At 68.9% G+C, this 13,059-nt stretch carries 18 protein-coding genes; 11 read left to right on the plus strand and 7 right to left on the minus strand.

Annotated elements, in window-relative coordinates:
* The first annotated feature begins 108 nt into the window (after window positions 1-108).
* Both AB0I41_RS09385 and AB0I41_RS09390 read left to right on the plus strand, forming a co-directional pair.
* Window positions 109-309 (plus strand): DNA repair protein, encoded by a 201-nt coding sequence (locus AB0I41_RS09385; protein ID WP_357104007.1) that lies wholly within the window; start codon window positions 109-111, stop codon window positions 307-309.
* Window positions 310-536: 227 nt separating this feature from the next.
* A complete protein-coding gene (locus AB0I41_RS09390) occupies window positions 537-1,058 on the plus strand; it encodes a hypothetical protein (protein WP_357104009.1) in 522 nt (173 codons plus the stop codon).
* 183 nt (window positions 1,059-1,241) lie between these two features.
* On the opposite strand, the gene AB0I41_RS09395 is transcribed toward AB0I41_RS09390, so the two are convergent.
* Entirely contained in the window at window positions 1,242-1,961 is a 720-nt protein-coding gene (locus AB0I41_RS09395) for a Clp protease N-terminal domain-containing protein (RefSeq protein WP_357104011.1), read from the minus strand.
* Between the two features lie 221 nt (window positions 1,962-2,182).
* Between AB0I41_RS09395 and AB0I41_RS09400 the strand changes: the two genes are divergently transcribed.
* From AB0I41_RS09400 to AB0I41_RS09410, 3 genes are all read left to right on the plus strand, one after another.
* Complete coding sequence (locus AB0I41_RS09400; protein ID WP_357104014.1) at window positions 2,183-2,551, plus strand: YciI family protein; 369 nt, start codon at window positions 2,183-2,185, stop codon at window positions 2,549-2,551.
* A 452-nt stretch (window positions 2,552-3,003) separates the two neighbouring features.
* Window positions 3,004-3,414 (plus strand): cytidine deaminase, encoded by a 411-nt coding sequence (locus AB0I41_RS09405; RefSeq protein ID WP_357104016.1) that lies wholly within the window; start codon window positions 3,004-3,006, stop codon window positions 3,412-3,414.
* Between the two features lie 238 nt (window positions 3,415-3,652).
* A complete protein-coding gene (locus AB0I41_RS09410; protein WP_357104019.1) occupies window positions 3,653-4,396 on the plus strand; it encodes an SDR family oxidoreductase in 744 nt (247 codons plus the stop codon).
* A gap of 373 nt (window positions 4,397-4,769) precedes the next feature.
* Here AB0I41_RS09410 and AB0I41_RS09415 read toward each other — a convergent pair whose 3' ends face one another.
* Window positions 4,770-5,432: a nitroreductase gene (locus AB0I41_RS09415; protein ID WP_357104022.1), complete on the minus strand. Its 663-nt coding sequence runs from the start codon at window positions 5,430-5,432 to the stop codon at window positions 4,770-4,772.
* Between the two features lie 354 nt (window positions 5,433-5,786).
* Between AB0I41_RS09415 and AB0I41_RS09420 the strand changes: the two genes are divergently transcribed.
* The 5 genes from AB0I41_RS09420 to AB0I41_RS09440 all read left to right on the plus strand — a co-directional run bounded on the left by AB0I41_RS09420 (window position 5,787) and on the right by AB0I41_RS09440 (window position 9,426).
* Window positions 5,787-6,320, plus strand: coding sequence for a PadR family transcriptional regulator (locus AB0I41_RS09420; protein WP_357104025.1), 534 nt, complete (start codon window positions 5,787-5,789; stop codon window positions 6,318-6,320).
* Window positions 6,304-6,939 carry a GyrI-like domain-containing protein gene (locus tag AB0I41_RS09425; RefSeq protein ID WP_357104028.1) on the plus strand — a complete coding sequence of 212 codons (636 nt, stop codon included), beginning with the start codon at window positions 6,304-6,306 and terminating at the stop codon, window positions 6,937-6,939. Before AB0I41_RS09420 ends, AB0I41_RS09425 begins: the two co-directional genes overlap by 17 nt.
* A 337-nt stretch (window positions 6,940-7,276) precedes the next feature.
* The gene (locus tag AB0I41_RS09430; RefSeq protein ID WP_357104030.1) at window positions 7,277-7,864 is read left to right on the plus strand and encodes a hypothetical protein; all 588 of its coding nucleotides are present in this window, start codon (window positions 7,277-7,279) and stop codon (window positions 7,862-7,864) included.
* Window positions 7,865-8,017: 153 nt separating this feature from the next.
* Window positions 8,018-8,368 (plus strand): helix-turn-helix transcriptional regulator, encoded by a 351-nt coding sequence (locus AB0I41_RS09435; protein ID WP_357104033.1) that lies wholly within the window; start codon window positions 8,018-8,020, stop codon window positions 8,366-8,368.
* Between the two features lie 56 nt (window positions 8,369-8,424).
* Window positions 8,425-9,426, plus strand: a complete 1,002-nt coding sequence (locus tag AB0I41_RS09440; RefSeq protein WP_357104036.1) for a hypothetical protein — start codon at window positions 8,425-8,427, stop codon at window positions 9,424-9,426.
* 301 nt (window positions 9,427-9,727) lie between these two features.
* Here the strand turns inward: AB0I41_RS09440 and AB0I41_RS09445 are convergent, their stop codons facing one another.
* Both AB0I41_RS09445 and AB0I41_RS09450 read right to left on the minus strand, forming a co-directional pair.
* On the minus strand, window positions 9,728-10,459 hold the full coding sequence (locus tag AB0I41_RS09445; RefSeq protein WP_357104038.1) for a TOPRIM nucleotidyl transferase/hydrolase domain-containing protein: 732 nt from the start codon (window positions 10,457-10,459) through the stop codon (window positions 9,728-9,730).
* Between the two features lie 21 nt (window positions 10,460-10,480).
* Window positions 10,481-10,606 carry a hypothetical protein gene (locus AB0I41_RS09450; protein WP_357104041.1) on the minus strand — a complete coding sequence of 42 codons (126 nt, stop codon included), beginning with the start codon at window positions 10,604-10,606 and terminating at the stop codon, window positions 10,481-10,483.
* Between AB0I41_RS09450 and AB0I41_RS09455 the strand changes: the two genes are divergently transcribed.
* Entirely contained in the window at window positions 10,605-10,748 is a 144-nt protein-coding gene (locus tag AB0I41_RS09455; protein ID WP_357104043.1) for a hypothetical protein, read from the plus strand. The genes AB0I41_RS09450 and AB0I41_RS09455 overlap by 2 nt on opposite strands.
* Before the next feature lie 210 nt (window positions 10,749-10,958).
* On the opposite strand, the gene AB0I41_RS09460 is transcribed toward AB0I41_RS09455, so the two are convergent.
* The 3 genes from AB0I41_RS09460 to AB0I41_RS09470 all read right to left on the minus strand — a co-directional run bounded on the left by AB0I41_RS09460 (window position 10,959) and on the right by AB0I41_RS09470 (window position 12,992).
* Window positions 10,959-11,819 (minus strand): aminoglycoside phosphotransferase family protein, encoded by an 861-nt coding sequence (locus tag AB0I41_RS09460; protein ID WP_357104046.1) that lies wholly within the window; start codon window positions 11,817-11,819, stop codon window positions 10,959-10,961.
* Between the two features lie 160 nt (window positions 11,820-11,979).
* Window positions 11,980-12,564: a TlpA disulfide reductase family protein gene (locus tag AB0I41_RS09465; protein WP_357104049.1), complete on the minus strand. Its 585-nt coding sequence runs from the start codon at window positions 12,562-12,564 to the stop codon at window positions 11,980-11,982.
* A complete protein-coding gene (locus AB0I41_RS09470) occupies window positions 12,561-12,992 on the minus strand; it encodes a hypothetical protein (protein ID WP_357104052.1) in 432 nt (143 codons plus the stop codon). The genes AB0I41_RS09465 and AB0I41_RS09470 overlap by 4 nt, the downstream gene beginning before the upstream one ends.
* Window positions 12,993-13,059 lie beyond the last annotated feature (67 nt).

Raw genomic sequence — 13,059 nt, forward strand, 5'->3', positions numbered from 1 at the left:
CCGGGTAGACGTCCCGAAGTACACCGATACGACGGGAACCCGAGGCATCGATCGAGCGTCATATTTCACTTCCATACCTGGACAACTTTCTTTGGGACGGTAATGGTCATGCCGAATCAGCCGAAGGACCGGTACCAGCAGGACATCGCGAGGATCTGGCGGGCGGCCGAGGCCGCCGGGCGACTTCCGGCCCAACCGCCGTACCGGAAGGCGCGGACCGGGCGCGGGGTGAACGCCGGGCTATCCTGGGGCGACCTCAACAGCCTGCCCGCCGGCGTCTCCTCCCGGCGCGGCCTCACCGCCCGCTGAGGCACCAGGATCACGCCCGCCATGGTGGGGTGATGAACTTCCGGCTACCCGACCGGATCGCCGCACTCACCGACCGGCCGATGGAATGAGTGGCGCCCAAGGGCGGTCTCTGATCGGTACGCGGGAAAGCGGCGACACACCCGAAGCGTCCAGCCGGGTCTTTCGCACACCTGTCGGGTAGCGTCTTCTGGTCCGAAACTGGGCCTACGACAGGAGAAGCTCCGCGCATGGGCAAGAAGACGATCCACGTCTCCGACTTCAGTGGCACCGTGCTGCAGCCCGACGGCGAGGTGGTCAAGGTCGTCGTGCTGGAGCACCCTGACCTGGTCGCCGGGCCCGTGCAGCTGGACGCCACCCCGGTCGAGGTGGAGAACATCGACGACGCGGCGCTGGACGTGGCGGTGGTGGAGATCCACGACCGGCACGGCGGCGGCGAGCCGCGCCGGGTCGTGCTGACCGCCAGCGAGTTCGACGCGATGGCCACCGACGTGCCGATGGCCCAACTACTCAAGACCGCCGAGCGGGTGCGCCCGCCGAAGGCGCGCAAGAGCGCGGAGAAGGTCGAATACGGCACCATCGAGTACGCCGGCCGGCCGCACCGCGGCCGGGTGACCGAGGATGAGGCCCGGCTGGTCCGCGAGCAGTTGGACGAGGTGAACAAGCGCCTCGCCGACGCCGGCATCCGGCAGGTCGACCCGGCCGACCCGGAGCACGCCGCCCGCTACGGTTTCCCGGCCGACGCCTCCTGAGTCGTACCCGTCGGTGGCCGGGGCGTCCCCCGTGCCGCGCCCCGGCCACCGACGGACCGTCACCGCCCGGGCCGAGCGTCCGTGCCGGGCCGCGTGCGGCGGTGGGACGGTCCACCCGGGACTCTGCCGGCATCCGGAGGCCGCGGGCTCCCCCGTGCGGGGGACCTCGGTCCCCCGCGAGGGTCACGCCTGCTGCGCCAGGAAGCTGGTGATCCGCTCCTCGACACCCTCCTTGTCCAGGCCCAGCCCGGAGAGCACGCCGGAGCCGTCCTCCAACTCCAGCAGGGCGAGCAGGAGGTGCTCGGTGCCGACGTGGTTGTGCCCGAGGCGCAGCGCCTCCCGGAAGGTCAGTTCGAGGGCCTTCTTGCCCTGCGCGTCGTACGGGATCAGGTCGGGCACCCGGTCGGCCGGCGGCGGGAGGGCCGCCGTCGCCGCCCGCCGCACCTCGTCCAGCTGCACGCCCTCGGCGACGATCGCCCGGGCGGCCAGCGCCTCCGGCTCGGCCAGCAGCCCCAGCACCAGGTGCTCGGGGCGGATCTCCGCGTGGCCGGTGGCCCGGGCCTCGTTCTGTGAGGCCATCACCACGTTGCGGGCCCGCAGGGTGAACCGGCTGAAGCCGGCGTTCGGGTCGAGGGCGGCGGCCGCGTCGGCCTTGGCGGCGGAGCGCTTCTGCGCGGCCTGCTTGCTCACCCCCATGCTCCTGCCGATCTCGGTCCACGAGGCGCCGGAGCGGCGTGCCTGGTCGACGAAGTGGCCGATCAGGTGGTCGGCCAGGTCACCCAGGTGGTCGGCCGCGATGACCGCGTCGGTGAGCTGGTCGAGGGCGTCGGGGCGGGCCTTCTTGATGGCCTGGATCAGGTCGTCGAGGCGTACCGGGTTCGTCATCTGGATGGGATCCGCCATGCGTCAACCAGTGGTTGACGCAACCCCGTCGTCAACCACTGGTTGACGACCAACCGGCGGCTCGGCGTACGACACCCCTGGTGCTTGCGGTCGAGCGCGCCGCCGAGAAATCTGCCAGGTGGAGCGTGTCGAAACAGCCTGCCGTCGTTCGACGCACAGGTGAGGGCTGGTCATCGCGTCCGGGACCGATCGGACCCAGCCCGAGACAAAAGGGAGCAGCAATGCGGTTTCTGATGATGCACCGGCTCGACGAGCGTGCGCCGGAGGCGTGGAACCCGAGCCAGGAGTTCATCGAGAAGATGGGCGCGTTCATCCAGGACTCGGTCGACAAGGGCATCCTCATCACGGCTGAGGGCGTCCTCCCGTCCGAGACGGGCGCGCTGGTCCGCAAGGCCCGCGGCGGGGCGAGCACCGCGGCGGATGGGCCGTTCACCGAGGCCAAGGAGGTCATCGGCGGCTTCGGGCTGATCAACGCCAAGGACCGGGCGGAGGCAGTCGAGTACGCCAAGCGGTATGCGGATCTGTTCGAGGAGGTTGAGGTCGAAGTGCGCCAGGTCGCCGAGTTCGACGACATGCCGGCTCCGGCCTGACCCGGGCCCCGAACCCGGCCGTTGGCCGATGGTGGGCTGGTCCGCTCGTCAAGACGTGCGGGCCAGCCCGCACCGGCTGCACCTCGACCATCTGGCTTTCGAGGGTGGGCCGGAGACTCCCACCCCACCCGGCATCTCGGGTACCGAAGCTCACCGCACCGCGCCGATCAGCGCGCAGAACAACGCCTTCGGCGGCGACCTGGTGGCCTCCGAGGCTGACGCAGCTCGGCTCCGGCGCCTGCAGGACGCCGGTGGCGTGGCCGTCATGGCCGTCACCGACGACGGCATCTGCGCGGGAGGGTGGCCAGCCGGTCCCGCCCACCGGCGCGGTAAGCAAGGTCGCCGGCAATACTGCACAACGAGTGCCACCGCACGTTCCGTCACGGACCGTGACACCTGGTCGGCGGCAAATTCGGATGTTGCGCAGAGCACGGACTCGGTAGCTTTCGACCATGACCACCACCTCGCACGAAGATCTGATCCAGGCGGCGCGGGCCGTGCTCAATCCTCACGTTGTGGGTGGTCGTCTGTTCGGAGACGTGGGATCGGCGCTGGTCACCAGCAAGGGCAACCGGTACTCGGGGGTCTGCATCGATACCGGTTCGGGTACAGGCTTCTGCGCGGAGCACAGTGCCATCGCCGCCATGGTCACCGCAGGTGAGTACCATATCCAGAGAATCGTCGCCGTTTGGCGAGATGAGCAAGGTGTTCTGCATGTACTGCCGCCCTGTGGGCGCTGCCGGGAGTTCATCCGTCAGATCGACGGTGCCAACATCGACACCGAAGTGATCCTCGGCCAAGGCAGGTCGGCCAGGCTGAGGGAACTGCTGCCCTTCAACGAATGGCCAGACCCGCTCGCCTGACAGGCGATGTCGACGCTGGACACCTATTCGGCCTATTCGAAATGAGTCGGGCAGAGCGGAATGGGCGACGACCTGCCGGGTCATCGGCCGTCGCCGTCCGCTCATCGGAAGAGGATGTTGTCGGCGGTGCGGTCGGGGGTGGTTGCCACCGGGCAGGTGGGCCGTTGGTACCGGTGACGCGAACGCAACGTCCGATCACCGCCGGACGGCTGGGATTTTGTCGACCAGGCTTTGCGTCATGAACAACGCACTTGACGGCAAGGTAGCTCTGGTTACCGGTGGTGGTCGTGGCATTGGCGCTGCGGTGGCGTTGCGCCTTGCCGAGGAGGGCGCCGATGTGGCGCTGACGTTCCAGCAGAATCAGCAACGCGCCGACGACGTGGTGGACCAGATCAAGGCCGCGGGACGGCGGGCGATCGCCGTGCAGGCGGACAGTTCCGACCCGGCGGCGGTGGTCGCCGCCGTTGACCGGGTCGCCGGTGAGCTGGGTCGGTTGGACATCCTGGTCAACAACGCCGGCGCGTTCCTGCTCGGACCGCTGGAGCAATTGACCCTGGAAGAGTTCGAACAGACCGTCGCAGTCAACGTCCGGGCACCGTTCGTCGCCTCGCAGGCCGCGGTGCGCCGCATGTCGGCCGGTGGGCGGATCATCAACATCGGCAGCAACGTGGCCGAGCGGGCGGTCTTCCCGGGCTTCTCGCTGTACGCGATGAGCAAGACCGCGCTGATCGGCCTGACCAAGGCGCTCGGACGCGAACTCGGCGGCAGGGCGATCACCGTGAATCTGGTAAATCCAGGGGCCACGGACACCGAACTGAACCCAGCCGACGGCCCTAATGCCGACACGATCAACGGGTTCACCGCCCTCGGCCACTACGCGGAGCCAGCCGACGTGGCCGCCGCGGTGGCGTTCCTCGCCGGCCCGGACGGGCGTTACATCACCGGGGCGACGGTCAACGTCGACGGCGGCTTCACCATCTGATCATCAACCCACCGCCGTTTGCCCACCCTTTGCGCACGGCTGTGGCCCGTCCCTACCCGTCTTACCGGGGACGGGCCACAGCTCTTCCCAGTCGCTTGAGCCGCGAGCCAGAACATCCTCAATTCGCGTCGGACCACGGCTTTCCGGCCGCCCAATGTCTGACCCATCCAAGGAATCCCGAAGTTCCGGTCGTGTAACCCGCGCGTCGACCACCGCTGTTTACCCGTCACACACAGTGGCGCCCGGTCGGCGGCATGACCGCATGTTCACGCGGTGGCCGCCTCGCGTCCACCCCGCTCTACCAGCGGCATCTCAAACGGCGGCTGCCGTATTAGGAAACCGTGGGCGTGGTGAGGTAAAGGCGCGCTGCCACTCAGCCGAGGAACGCCACGGTCTCCGACAGGGGGGCGCGGCGGATACGCGGATGCACCACCGTCGGGTCGGCGAAGCCGATCGACATGCCGCAGAACAGCATTCGTTCGGGAGGTGGCGCGATCACCTCGGCGACACTGCGGTGGTACTCCGCCCAGGCCTCCTGCGTACAACTGTGCAGTCCCTCGGCCCGCAGCAGAAGCATCACGGTCTGCAAGTACATGCCCGCGTCGGACCACCGCGGCGCTGGCATGTCCCGGTCCAAATAGCAGAACAAGGCCGTGCCAGCTCCGAAGCAGTTCCAGTTCTCGGCTCGAACCCGGGCCCGCGTCGCGACATCATCGCGCGCAATGCCGAGCGAACCGTAGCGACCTTCCCCCAGAGCCGCCATTCGTTCGAGATAGGGCGAGCGCAACTCGGGCGGGTAGATCGCGAACTCGCGATCGTCGCCGGGATCACCGGCAGCCACCCGCTCGGCCACTCGCCTCTTCAGCTCTGCCAACGGTTCGCCAGACACGACGTAGACATGCCATGGCTGCAGGTTGCTGCCCGACGGAGCGTTAGCAGCCGCTGCCAGCACGCGCTGCAGATGCTTTCGCGCCACGGGCCGATCGGTGAACTTGCGGATCGACTGCCTCGTCCGCACCGCACCGTAGACGTCCATTGCGCCAGCATCCAAAGAGTTGATCATGTTGTACGCAGGGCGGACGCCGCGGGAAAGCGCCGTCCCACCGTGAGGCTCAACCCAGTCACGTCAGCACGATACGCCGAGCACACTCCACACCAAACCTCAGCCTTTCAACCTCTGTAGCGGACATCGGCACGAGCGGTCGGCTGACTTGGCGGTCTCGCAGGTGCGGACCCGGACGCCCGCTCGGCGGCATGAGCGTGCACCCGATCAGAGGCCTCCGCGGCCGCCATGTGTGGACGCCGAGCGCCGCATCTGCGCATTGACCGACCAGACGGCGAGCATCTCGTCATCGATGACAGCCGATCATTCTAGTGCTAGAATAAGACCGTGGAGCTGACTCCCGCCGAGCTGACCGTATTGGGCTTGATCACCGAACGCCCACAGCACGGCTACGACCTGGAGCAGGTGATCGAGCAACGCGGCATACGGCAGTGGACCGACATCGGGTTCTCCTCGATCTACTACCTGCTCACCAAGCTGGAAAAGCGCGGCCTGCTCCACGTCCCGGAGGCGCCTGCTGCCGCGAAGTCCCGCCGCGTCTTCCACGCCACAACCAAAGGCCGCGAGGTTGCGGCACGCAACGCGCTGGCCCTCGTCGCCGAGCCACGGCCGATCTCGCACCCGCTGCTGGTCGGCCTCGCCAACCTGCCCCTGCTCTCGGAGCGGGAATACACGCAGGCGCTGCGCACCCGACTGGCGCAGATCGAAGCCCGGATCGCCGCAATCCAGGCGGCGCGACAGGCACAGGCTCCCCTCCCGCCGGCGGCGCGTGAGGTGTTCTCATACTCACTGAGCCTCTTCGAGGCGGAAAGGCAGTGGCTCGCCGCCCGAGTCCAGGTGCCCGATGACGAACAAAACTGACTTCAAGAAAACCCTCGACGCCTACCAGGCACAACGGGGCCGGTTCCGGGTTGTGGACGTGCCCGACATGCAATATCTCATGATCGACGGCCACGGCGACCCCAACACCTCGCCCGCCTTCACCGAGGCGGTCGAAGCGCTCTATCCCGTGGCGTACAAACTGAAGTTCGCCAGCAAGCGAGACCTCGTGCGCGACTACGTCGTCCCGCCTCTGGAAGGCCTGTGGTGGGCCGAGGACATGGCCTCCTTCACAGTGGTACGGGACAAGTCGCGGTGGGACTGGACGCTGATGCTCATGGTCCCGGATTGGATCAACCAGGCCATGTTCATCACCGCTGTCGAGCAAGCCCGGGCGAAGAACCAGCCGGCGCGTCTGGATGACATCCGTCTGGAGGCGCTGTCCGAGGGGCGGTGCGTGCAGACGCTGCACGTCGGTTCCTTCGACGACGAAGCAGACATGCTCTCGCAACTGCATCACGAGGTCATCCCCGACCAAGGGTTTCGCATGGTCGGCACTCACCACGAGATCTATCTCAGCGACTTCCGCAGGGTCGCACCCGACAAGCAGCGCACCATCCTCCGACAGCCGGTCACCATCCAGGCCGCACCCGGCGCGTAGAAGCACGCATGCGTGGCCGACTAGGGAACCTCGTTCCGACCCCCGCAACGTCTTCGGGGCAGACCACGTCGACGCAGAGCTCGGCGATACCGGATGCGCTCTCATCGGCAAGACCGCGCATCGAGCGCCACGTCCCGTCACGTACCGTAACGCCCGGTCGGCGGCAGTTGAGGATGCCGGCGGGGAGGGCGACCATCCTGGTGTGCCGATCGCACGCCGTGACCAGAGCCGTCTGGGCGCGTTGGGCAGAGCTCCATGACTCGCGGGAGAAGAATGTGACTTCCGAGCTGTCGTTGATCGGTCTTTGGGTGGTCGCTGGGTGCAGCACACTGGCCCTATGAACCGTCCGGTTGCGTTCCTCGCCGATCCGCCGCAAAGCCCGGCAGTGACTGCCGCGTACGAGGGCGATCTCACCTCCGACGGCTACGTCAACAACCTCACTCGTGTCTGGTCCTGGCGCCCTGATGTGCTGGCGTCCTTCCAGGCCCTGCGTGCTGATCTCCTGGCCGATTCAGGCCTGTCGCCAAGGGAAGTGGCTGTGATGGTCGCCGCCACCGCCGCTGCCCGCAGCGACGCTTACTGTGCGCTGGCGTGGGGTTCCAGGCTGGCCGAACTCAGTGACGAGGCGACCGCAGCAAGAGTGCTCCAAGGCGTTGATAGTGACCTGTCTGAGCGGGAGGCCGCACTGGCCGGTTGGTCTCGTCAGGTCGTCCAGGATCCGAACGCCACGACCGAGGCCCACGTGGAGCGCTTACGCGACGCGGGTCTCAATGACCAGGAGATCTTCGAGGCGACGACCTGGATCGCGTTTCGGCTGGCGTTCTCCACCATCAACGACGCGCTGGGAGCACGGCCAGATCCGCAGCTTGCCGAGAAGGCGCCTCGGCTCGTCCGGGAAGCCGTCACCTACGGCCGCCACGTCTAGGCGCAGACAACCTTGGCCCCCACCGACAGCGGCGCCGTGTGACGCTCGCGCTGTCAGCGGCAGAAGCGTGTGCCAGATCGCAGATCGAGGATTGTTCGGTCGCAGCCGGTGGCGATGTTCCCTTATACCTTCGTAGCCGATATATTGTGCCGCGTGGAAACCCCATTGCGTGAACCCACTTTCCTGATCCTCACAGCCCTCGCCGGCGAGCCGATGCACGGCTACGGCCTGATCGCCGAGGTGGCCCGGCTGTCCGACGGCCGCATCTCGCTGCGGCCCGGCACGCTCTACGGCGCGCTGGACCGGCTGGTCGACGCGGGCCTGGTGGCTGTCGACCACGAGGAGATCGTCGATGGCCGGCTGCGCCGCTACTACCGGCTCACCGAGCCGGGCGGCGAGCTGCTGGCCGCCGAGACCGAACGCATGCGCCGCAACGTCAAGGCGGCAACCACCCGGCTGCGCGCCGCCAAGGCCGCGCCCCGCCCGAGCCGAGGATTCGCATGAGCTTGCCGGAAAGCCAGCCGGACCGCCCGGAAGGGCATGACCGAGGACGCCCTGCGATGACCGATCTCGAACGGCGCTACGCACGCTGGACGGCGCTGTCCTATCCGGCCGACTATCGGCGCACGCGTGGCTCGGAGCTGGTGGACACCTACCTGTCCCTGGCCGCGCCCGACAGTAGGAGACCCTCGCCGGCCGACATCGCGGACATCGCGGCCGGTGGGCTGCGCCAGCACCTGCGGACCGCACGGGGCCTCGGTCCCGGCTTCCGGCTCGCCGGCCTGCTCGCACTGACGACGGCGACCACGTGCGCGACCGGGTGGGCGATTCTCGAGGCGCTTGCCCCCACACCGTCCTGGTCTTCGCACGTCGGGCCGTTTCTGTCGCTCGCCGTCGCGGCGTGGGCGGCCTGGTTGCTCGCCGCCGTGGTATATGTCGCGGCGAGCGGCCGATGGTTTCGTTGGGCGGCCGGCCTGGCCGTACTGGTGACTGCCTTCATCGTGCCGGTCGCGGCGCTGACCGGATTGCCCCGCCCGCCGCTGTCGGTGCTGCTGCCCCAGATTGTGCTCGGTGTCGTCGCGCTCGGTGCGGCGGGCCAGCGCCTCTGGTGGGTGCGGCTCATGCCGGTCGCCGCTGCGGCGGCGATCCTGCCGATCGCCATCCGCACCGCGCCCACCTTGGATTTCATCAGCGGCTACTACGATCTCGCCGCAACGGCCCTGCCCGCCGCTGCGGTGACGCTGCTGGTCGGCGCGCTGCTGATCGCGCTCGGCCTAGCCGCCCGGCGCGACTACCGCGGCACATGGGCGATGCTGATCCTGCTCACGCCGATCGGGATGCTCGCGGTGAACCCGCTCGGCGCGGTGCTTGACGATTCCGGCCCCGGCCGGGCCATGATTCCGGCGTGGTCATCCATGGTCGTCGCGTCCGTGCTGGTGGCCATGATCGGACCGATGCTGCTGCCGCTGGCCCTTGTGGCACGGGGCCGGCTGTCCGCGGGCCGCCGTCCGCCCGGACCGGGTCATTGCCTCACCTGCGGCGCATCCTCGACATCCGCGTAGTCCGCCGCACGACCGAAGCTCAGCCCGCAAGACAAACAACACCGGCCTCGACCAGCCAAGCGGAGGCACGGACACAGTGGTAGAGCTGCGGCGCACGCTCATCAACATGATCGAGTGCACTGTTCTCGGCATGAGCGCGTACCAAGGTGCACCGGCCGACACTCACGCGGCGTTATTCCGCAGGGGTCGGCCCGCGCGTCGCGTCGCTGCTTACCGGCGGCTGGCCGGCCATGGTCGAGCCTGCGCGGTGTTCGACCTGGCCGCCCGGAGCGGCTGCCGGCTGCTGTGCATCCGCGCGGAACTACTCGACAGCGCCGGCATCGTGAGCTGCCGGGGCGAACGCCCGCTGGTTGCGCGGCTCGGTCGGGCAAACGGCGGTGAGCAGCGCGTCGAGCGGCCGCGGCAAGACATCCCGGCCGACTGCCGCCTCGACGAGCAGCCGCGCGTAGCGCAGCTTGCGGCGCGAGCCGCTGCCCAGGAACCGACGCATCTGCGCTTCGGGCTCCCGGCCGCGCCAGGCAGGCTGGCTCTGCAACGAGCGGAACGACCCGAGGTCGCCCTGCGAGTCGAAGAGTGCTTCGACTCCTACCGTGCCGACGGCGCGGATCAGTTCATCCTCCAGATCGTCAATGCAGACGTAGAACCCGAGGTCCTCCAAGTCGGTGTTCGTCCGGGGTGAGCCGACGTCGGTGGTGATCAGTCCCCGCCGGAATATCTCCGCCTCATGCAGATCGCACAGACCGGCAAGTCGCACCCCGGTGCGCAGCGGACCCAACATGGTCAGGAAGCGGCCGATCGCATGCGCCCCGCCGATCGGCACGATCACGACCCGCTCAGCCTCGAGATCCCGGCCACGGCCCACCGCAGCCGTTTCCAGGGCGATCTGGTCGCTGATGCCCTCGACAAGCACTACAGCCACGGCGTTGTCGACCTTCGCGAGGGCGCGGGCCGTTGCCCGGATCGGAGCCGCAGGGCCACTCACATAGCCATCGAGCGCCCTGCGAGCAAGCTCATGGCGATGGGTGATATCCATGGTCGCTTCCCCGTCCGGTGGCTATTCACAGGCGTTGACGGCGGGCGCTTCGACCGGTGTCGTGCGCTCCTCGACCACCGTTGGTACGGTCTCACGCAGGTCATCGTTAAGATCGACGAACATATCGGCCCGTCGGGTCGCGGTCATGGCCGCCATCATCGGCGACGCGCAGGGCAACCGACAAGCGATTAACAAGGCAACGCTCACGGCCGCCACGGCGATGCACGCTCATCGGCAGTTTCGAGCGGCGGCCCACCGGCGTCGAGTCACGCTGGCCGCCGATTTCTGACGCAGCGGCTCGACCAACGCGTCGAACTCCATGAGGTTCATGCTGCTCAGCCTGCTCTCCCACCGGTTCCTCTCGTACGCACGGGTCGCGGCAGATCCGCACGTCTCGATCGTGGTGCAGGGATGTTGAGTTGGGTGCCCGGCTTCCCAGGTCTCGAAGTGCGTGCGCGGGTCCGCTGTCGACGGCGCGTGGCTCGGCTGGCAGTGCCACTCACGCCAGTTCGGCGATCACTGCGCGGACCATTCGGCGGCCGTGCTCGGCCATTCGCGGGAAGGTATGCCGGTAGTAGTCGATGCCGGTCAGCGACGGTGCGAGGGCCCAGCCGCAGGCGCGCCGCCAGGTGGCGTCGTCGTACTCGATTGCCTCCCGGTAGGTTTCCCGGGCCGCGCCGGTGAAGGTCCATAGCGCCGGAGCCACGTCCGGCGCCGGATCGCCGACACCGAGTGCGCCGAAGTCGATGACCGCGGCCAGTCGGCCGCCGTCGGTGATCAGGTTGCCCGGCTGCAGATCACCGTGGATCCATACGGGGTCCCGGTCCCAGTCAGGAGCAGCCAGGCAGGCGTCCCAGGCCGCCTCGGCCGCGGTCACATCGAAGCCGTCGTCATGCTCGGCGAGCCGGGGCAGCACACGGCGGACGCCTTCATCGGCGTGGAGCAGGGCGGACCCGCGGGAACCCGGTGGCTTGAGCGGACCTCCTGCCGGATCCACCCGGTGCAGGGCACGAACGAAGGCTGCCACATCGCGGGCCAGGAGTACGTCGTCGCAGCCAAGCCTGGGAGGCGTGCTCCCCACGACCCACGGCACCACGGTCCATCGCCACGGGTACCCCGCGCCCGGCTCGCCCACATGAAGCGGAACTGGAATCCGCACAGGCAGGTGGGACGCCAGCAAGGGCAGCCACCGCGAATCAGAATCGGCCTGGTCGACCGCCCAGGCAATCTTGGGCATACGGGCGACGAGTTCGTTGCCGATCCGAAAGAGTACGTGGTCGGTGCCCTCCAACTCGTCAGGTAGGGGTGTCACGGGAAGGCCGGCCCACTGCGGGCACTGGGCCGCCACCAGGCGGCGCACCTGCCCGACGGTGGCTCGGATCTCGTCATCATGGATGGGCACGGCTGGCACGGTAATGCGGTTAGGCGGTGTGGTGCCAACCGATTAGGTGCCCAGCACCGACGCACCCGAAGGACTGCAGCGCTTACCGCGGTTGGCGCCCCCGACCCCGAAGGCCCGGTCACGGAGCCAGCACCAGCTCCTTGAGCTTGGCGTCGAGGGTCACCGCGTCCACCCCGCCGGTCCACCCGCGCAGCAGCCTCCCGCCCTTGGCGACCAGCACCACCGCCGGTGGCTCCCGGACGGCGTACGACAGGGCGATCCGGCCGTCGTCGTCGAGCACCACCGGATGCTCCACCCGGTGCGCCCGCAGGTAGCGCTGCACGTCCTCGGGCTTGTCCTCGCCGGCGACCCCGACGAAGACCACCCGGTCGTGGTGGTCGCGGGCAAGCTGACTCAGCGCGTCCTGGCGCTGCTCGCAGGGGCTGCACCAGGAGCTGAAGAACACGAGCACCACCGGCCGGTCCGCCCACAGCGCGGCGAGGTCGACCGGGCTGCCGTCGGTGAGTCTGCCGTTCGCGCCGGGCGCGGCGGGCGCATTGGACGGGGCTGGTCGCAGCGTCAGGCCGGCCGGCACCGGACCGGGCAGCGCCGCGGCCCCACCGGCGACCGGCTCGGGCCGCGACGCCTCCTCCGGCGTGGAGCAGGCGGTGACGGTCAGCACGGTGGCCACGGCCAGGGCGGCCAGCCGTACGCCGGTCCTCACGACGGCACCACCGCGACCAGCGCGGGCCCCTCGCTGGTGTTGGGGGTGAGCGCGATCGGCGCCCGATCGTCGACGACGAGCCGGTACGCGTCCCGCCGGGCCACCTCGACCGGCATGCGGAACTCGCAGTATGTCGGCACCTTCTGCACCTCCAGGTCCTCCTCGAACGCGGGCACCGACCGGCCGCCGGTCAACGCGCCCTCGGCCAGGGTGCGGCCGTCCGGGTCCACCACCCGGAACGGCGCCCGGTTGTGGAAGTGGGTGTACGGGCCGGTGCCGGCGCAGTCGACGCCCACCGGCCGGATGTTGATGTCGCGCACGAGCACCCGCACGGTCATCGCCGATCGGGCCTCCTCCGCGTCGCCGCAGCCGGTCAGCGCACCGGCCAGCAACGACGGTATGCACAGCGCCGCCAGCATCCGCCGCATGCGTCCTCCCAGGGTCGACCGAAGCCCGGGGCGGTGACGTCGCACCGCCCCGGGCCGTGTGGTGTAC

The organism is Micromonospora sp. NPDC050200 (assembly GCF_040656135.1).
In the GTDB taxonomy this organism is placed as follows: Bacteria; Actinomycetota; Actinomycetes; order Mycobacteriales; family Micromonosporaceae; genus Micromonospora.

Excerpts from the sequence above, each read along its gene's own strand:
- AB0I41_RS09385 (WP_357104007.1), top strand. The coding sequence starts at position 109 with ATGCCGAATCAGCCGAAGGACCGGTACCAGCAGGACATCGCGAGGATC.
- AB0I41_RS09415 (WP_357104022.1), bottom strand. The coding sequence starts at position 5,432 with ATGGACGTCTACGGTGCGGTGCGGACGAGGCAGTCGATCCGCAAGTTC.
- AB0I41_RS09440 (WP_357104036.1), top strand. The coding sequence starts at position 8,425 with ATGACCGATCTCGAACGGCGCTACGCACGCTGGACGGCGCTGTCCTAT.
- AB0I41_RS09445 (WP_357104038.1), bottom strand. The coding sequence starts at position 10,459 with ATGGATATCACCCATCGCCATGAGCTTGCTCGCAGGGCGCTCGATGGC.
- AB0I41_RS09400 (WP_357104014.1), top strand. The coding sequence starts at position 2,183 with ATGCGGTTTCTGATGATGCACCGGCTCGACGAGCGTGCGCCGGAGGCG.
- AB0I41_RS09395 (WP_357104011.1), bottom strand. The coding sequence starts at position 1,961 with ATGGCGGATCCCATCCAGATGACGAACCCGGTACGCCTCGACGACCTG.
- AB0I41_RS09455 (WP_357104043.1), top strand. The coding sequence starts at position 10,605 with ATGGCCGCCATCATCGGCGACGCGCAGGGCAACCGACAAGCGATTAAC.
- AB0I41_RS09470 (WP_357104052.1), bottom strand. The coding sequence starts at position 12,992 with ATGCGGCGGATGCTGGCGGCGCTGTGCATACCGTCGTTGCTGGCCGGT.
- AB0I41_RS09390 (WP_357104009.1), top strand. The coding sequence starts at position 537 with ATGGGCAAGAAGACGATCCACGTCTCCGACTTCAGTGGCACCGTGCTG.
- AB0I41_RS09450 (WP_357104041.1), bottom strand. The coding sequence starts at position 10,606 with ATGACCGCGACCCGACGGGCCGATATGTTCGTCGATCTTAACGATGAC.
- AB0I41_RS09430 (WP_357104030.1), top strand. The coding sequence starts at position 7,277 with ATGAACCGTCCGGTTGCGTTCCTCGCCGATCCGCCGCAAAGCCCGGCA.
- AB0I41_RS09410 (WP_357104019.1), top strand. The coding sequence starts at position 3,653 with ATGAACAACGCACTTGACGGCAAGGTAGCTCTGGTTACCGGTGGTGGT.
- AB0I41_RS09405 (WP_357104016.1), top strand. The coding sequence starts at position 3,004 with ATGACCACCACCTCGCACGAAGATCTGATCCAGGCGGCGCGGGCCGTG.
- AB0I41_RS09425 (WP_357104028.1), top strand. The coding sequence starts at position 6,304 with ATGACGAACAAAACTGACTTCAAGAAAACCCTCGACGCCTACCAGGCA.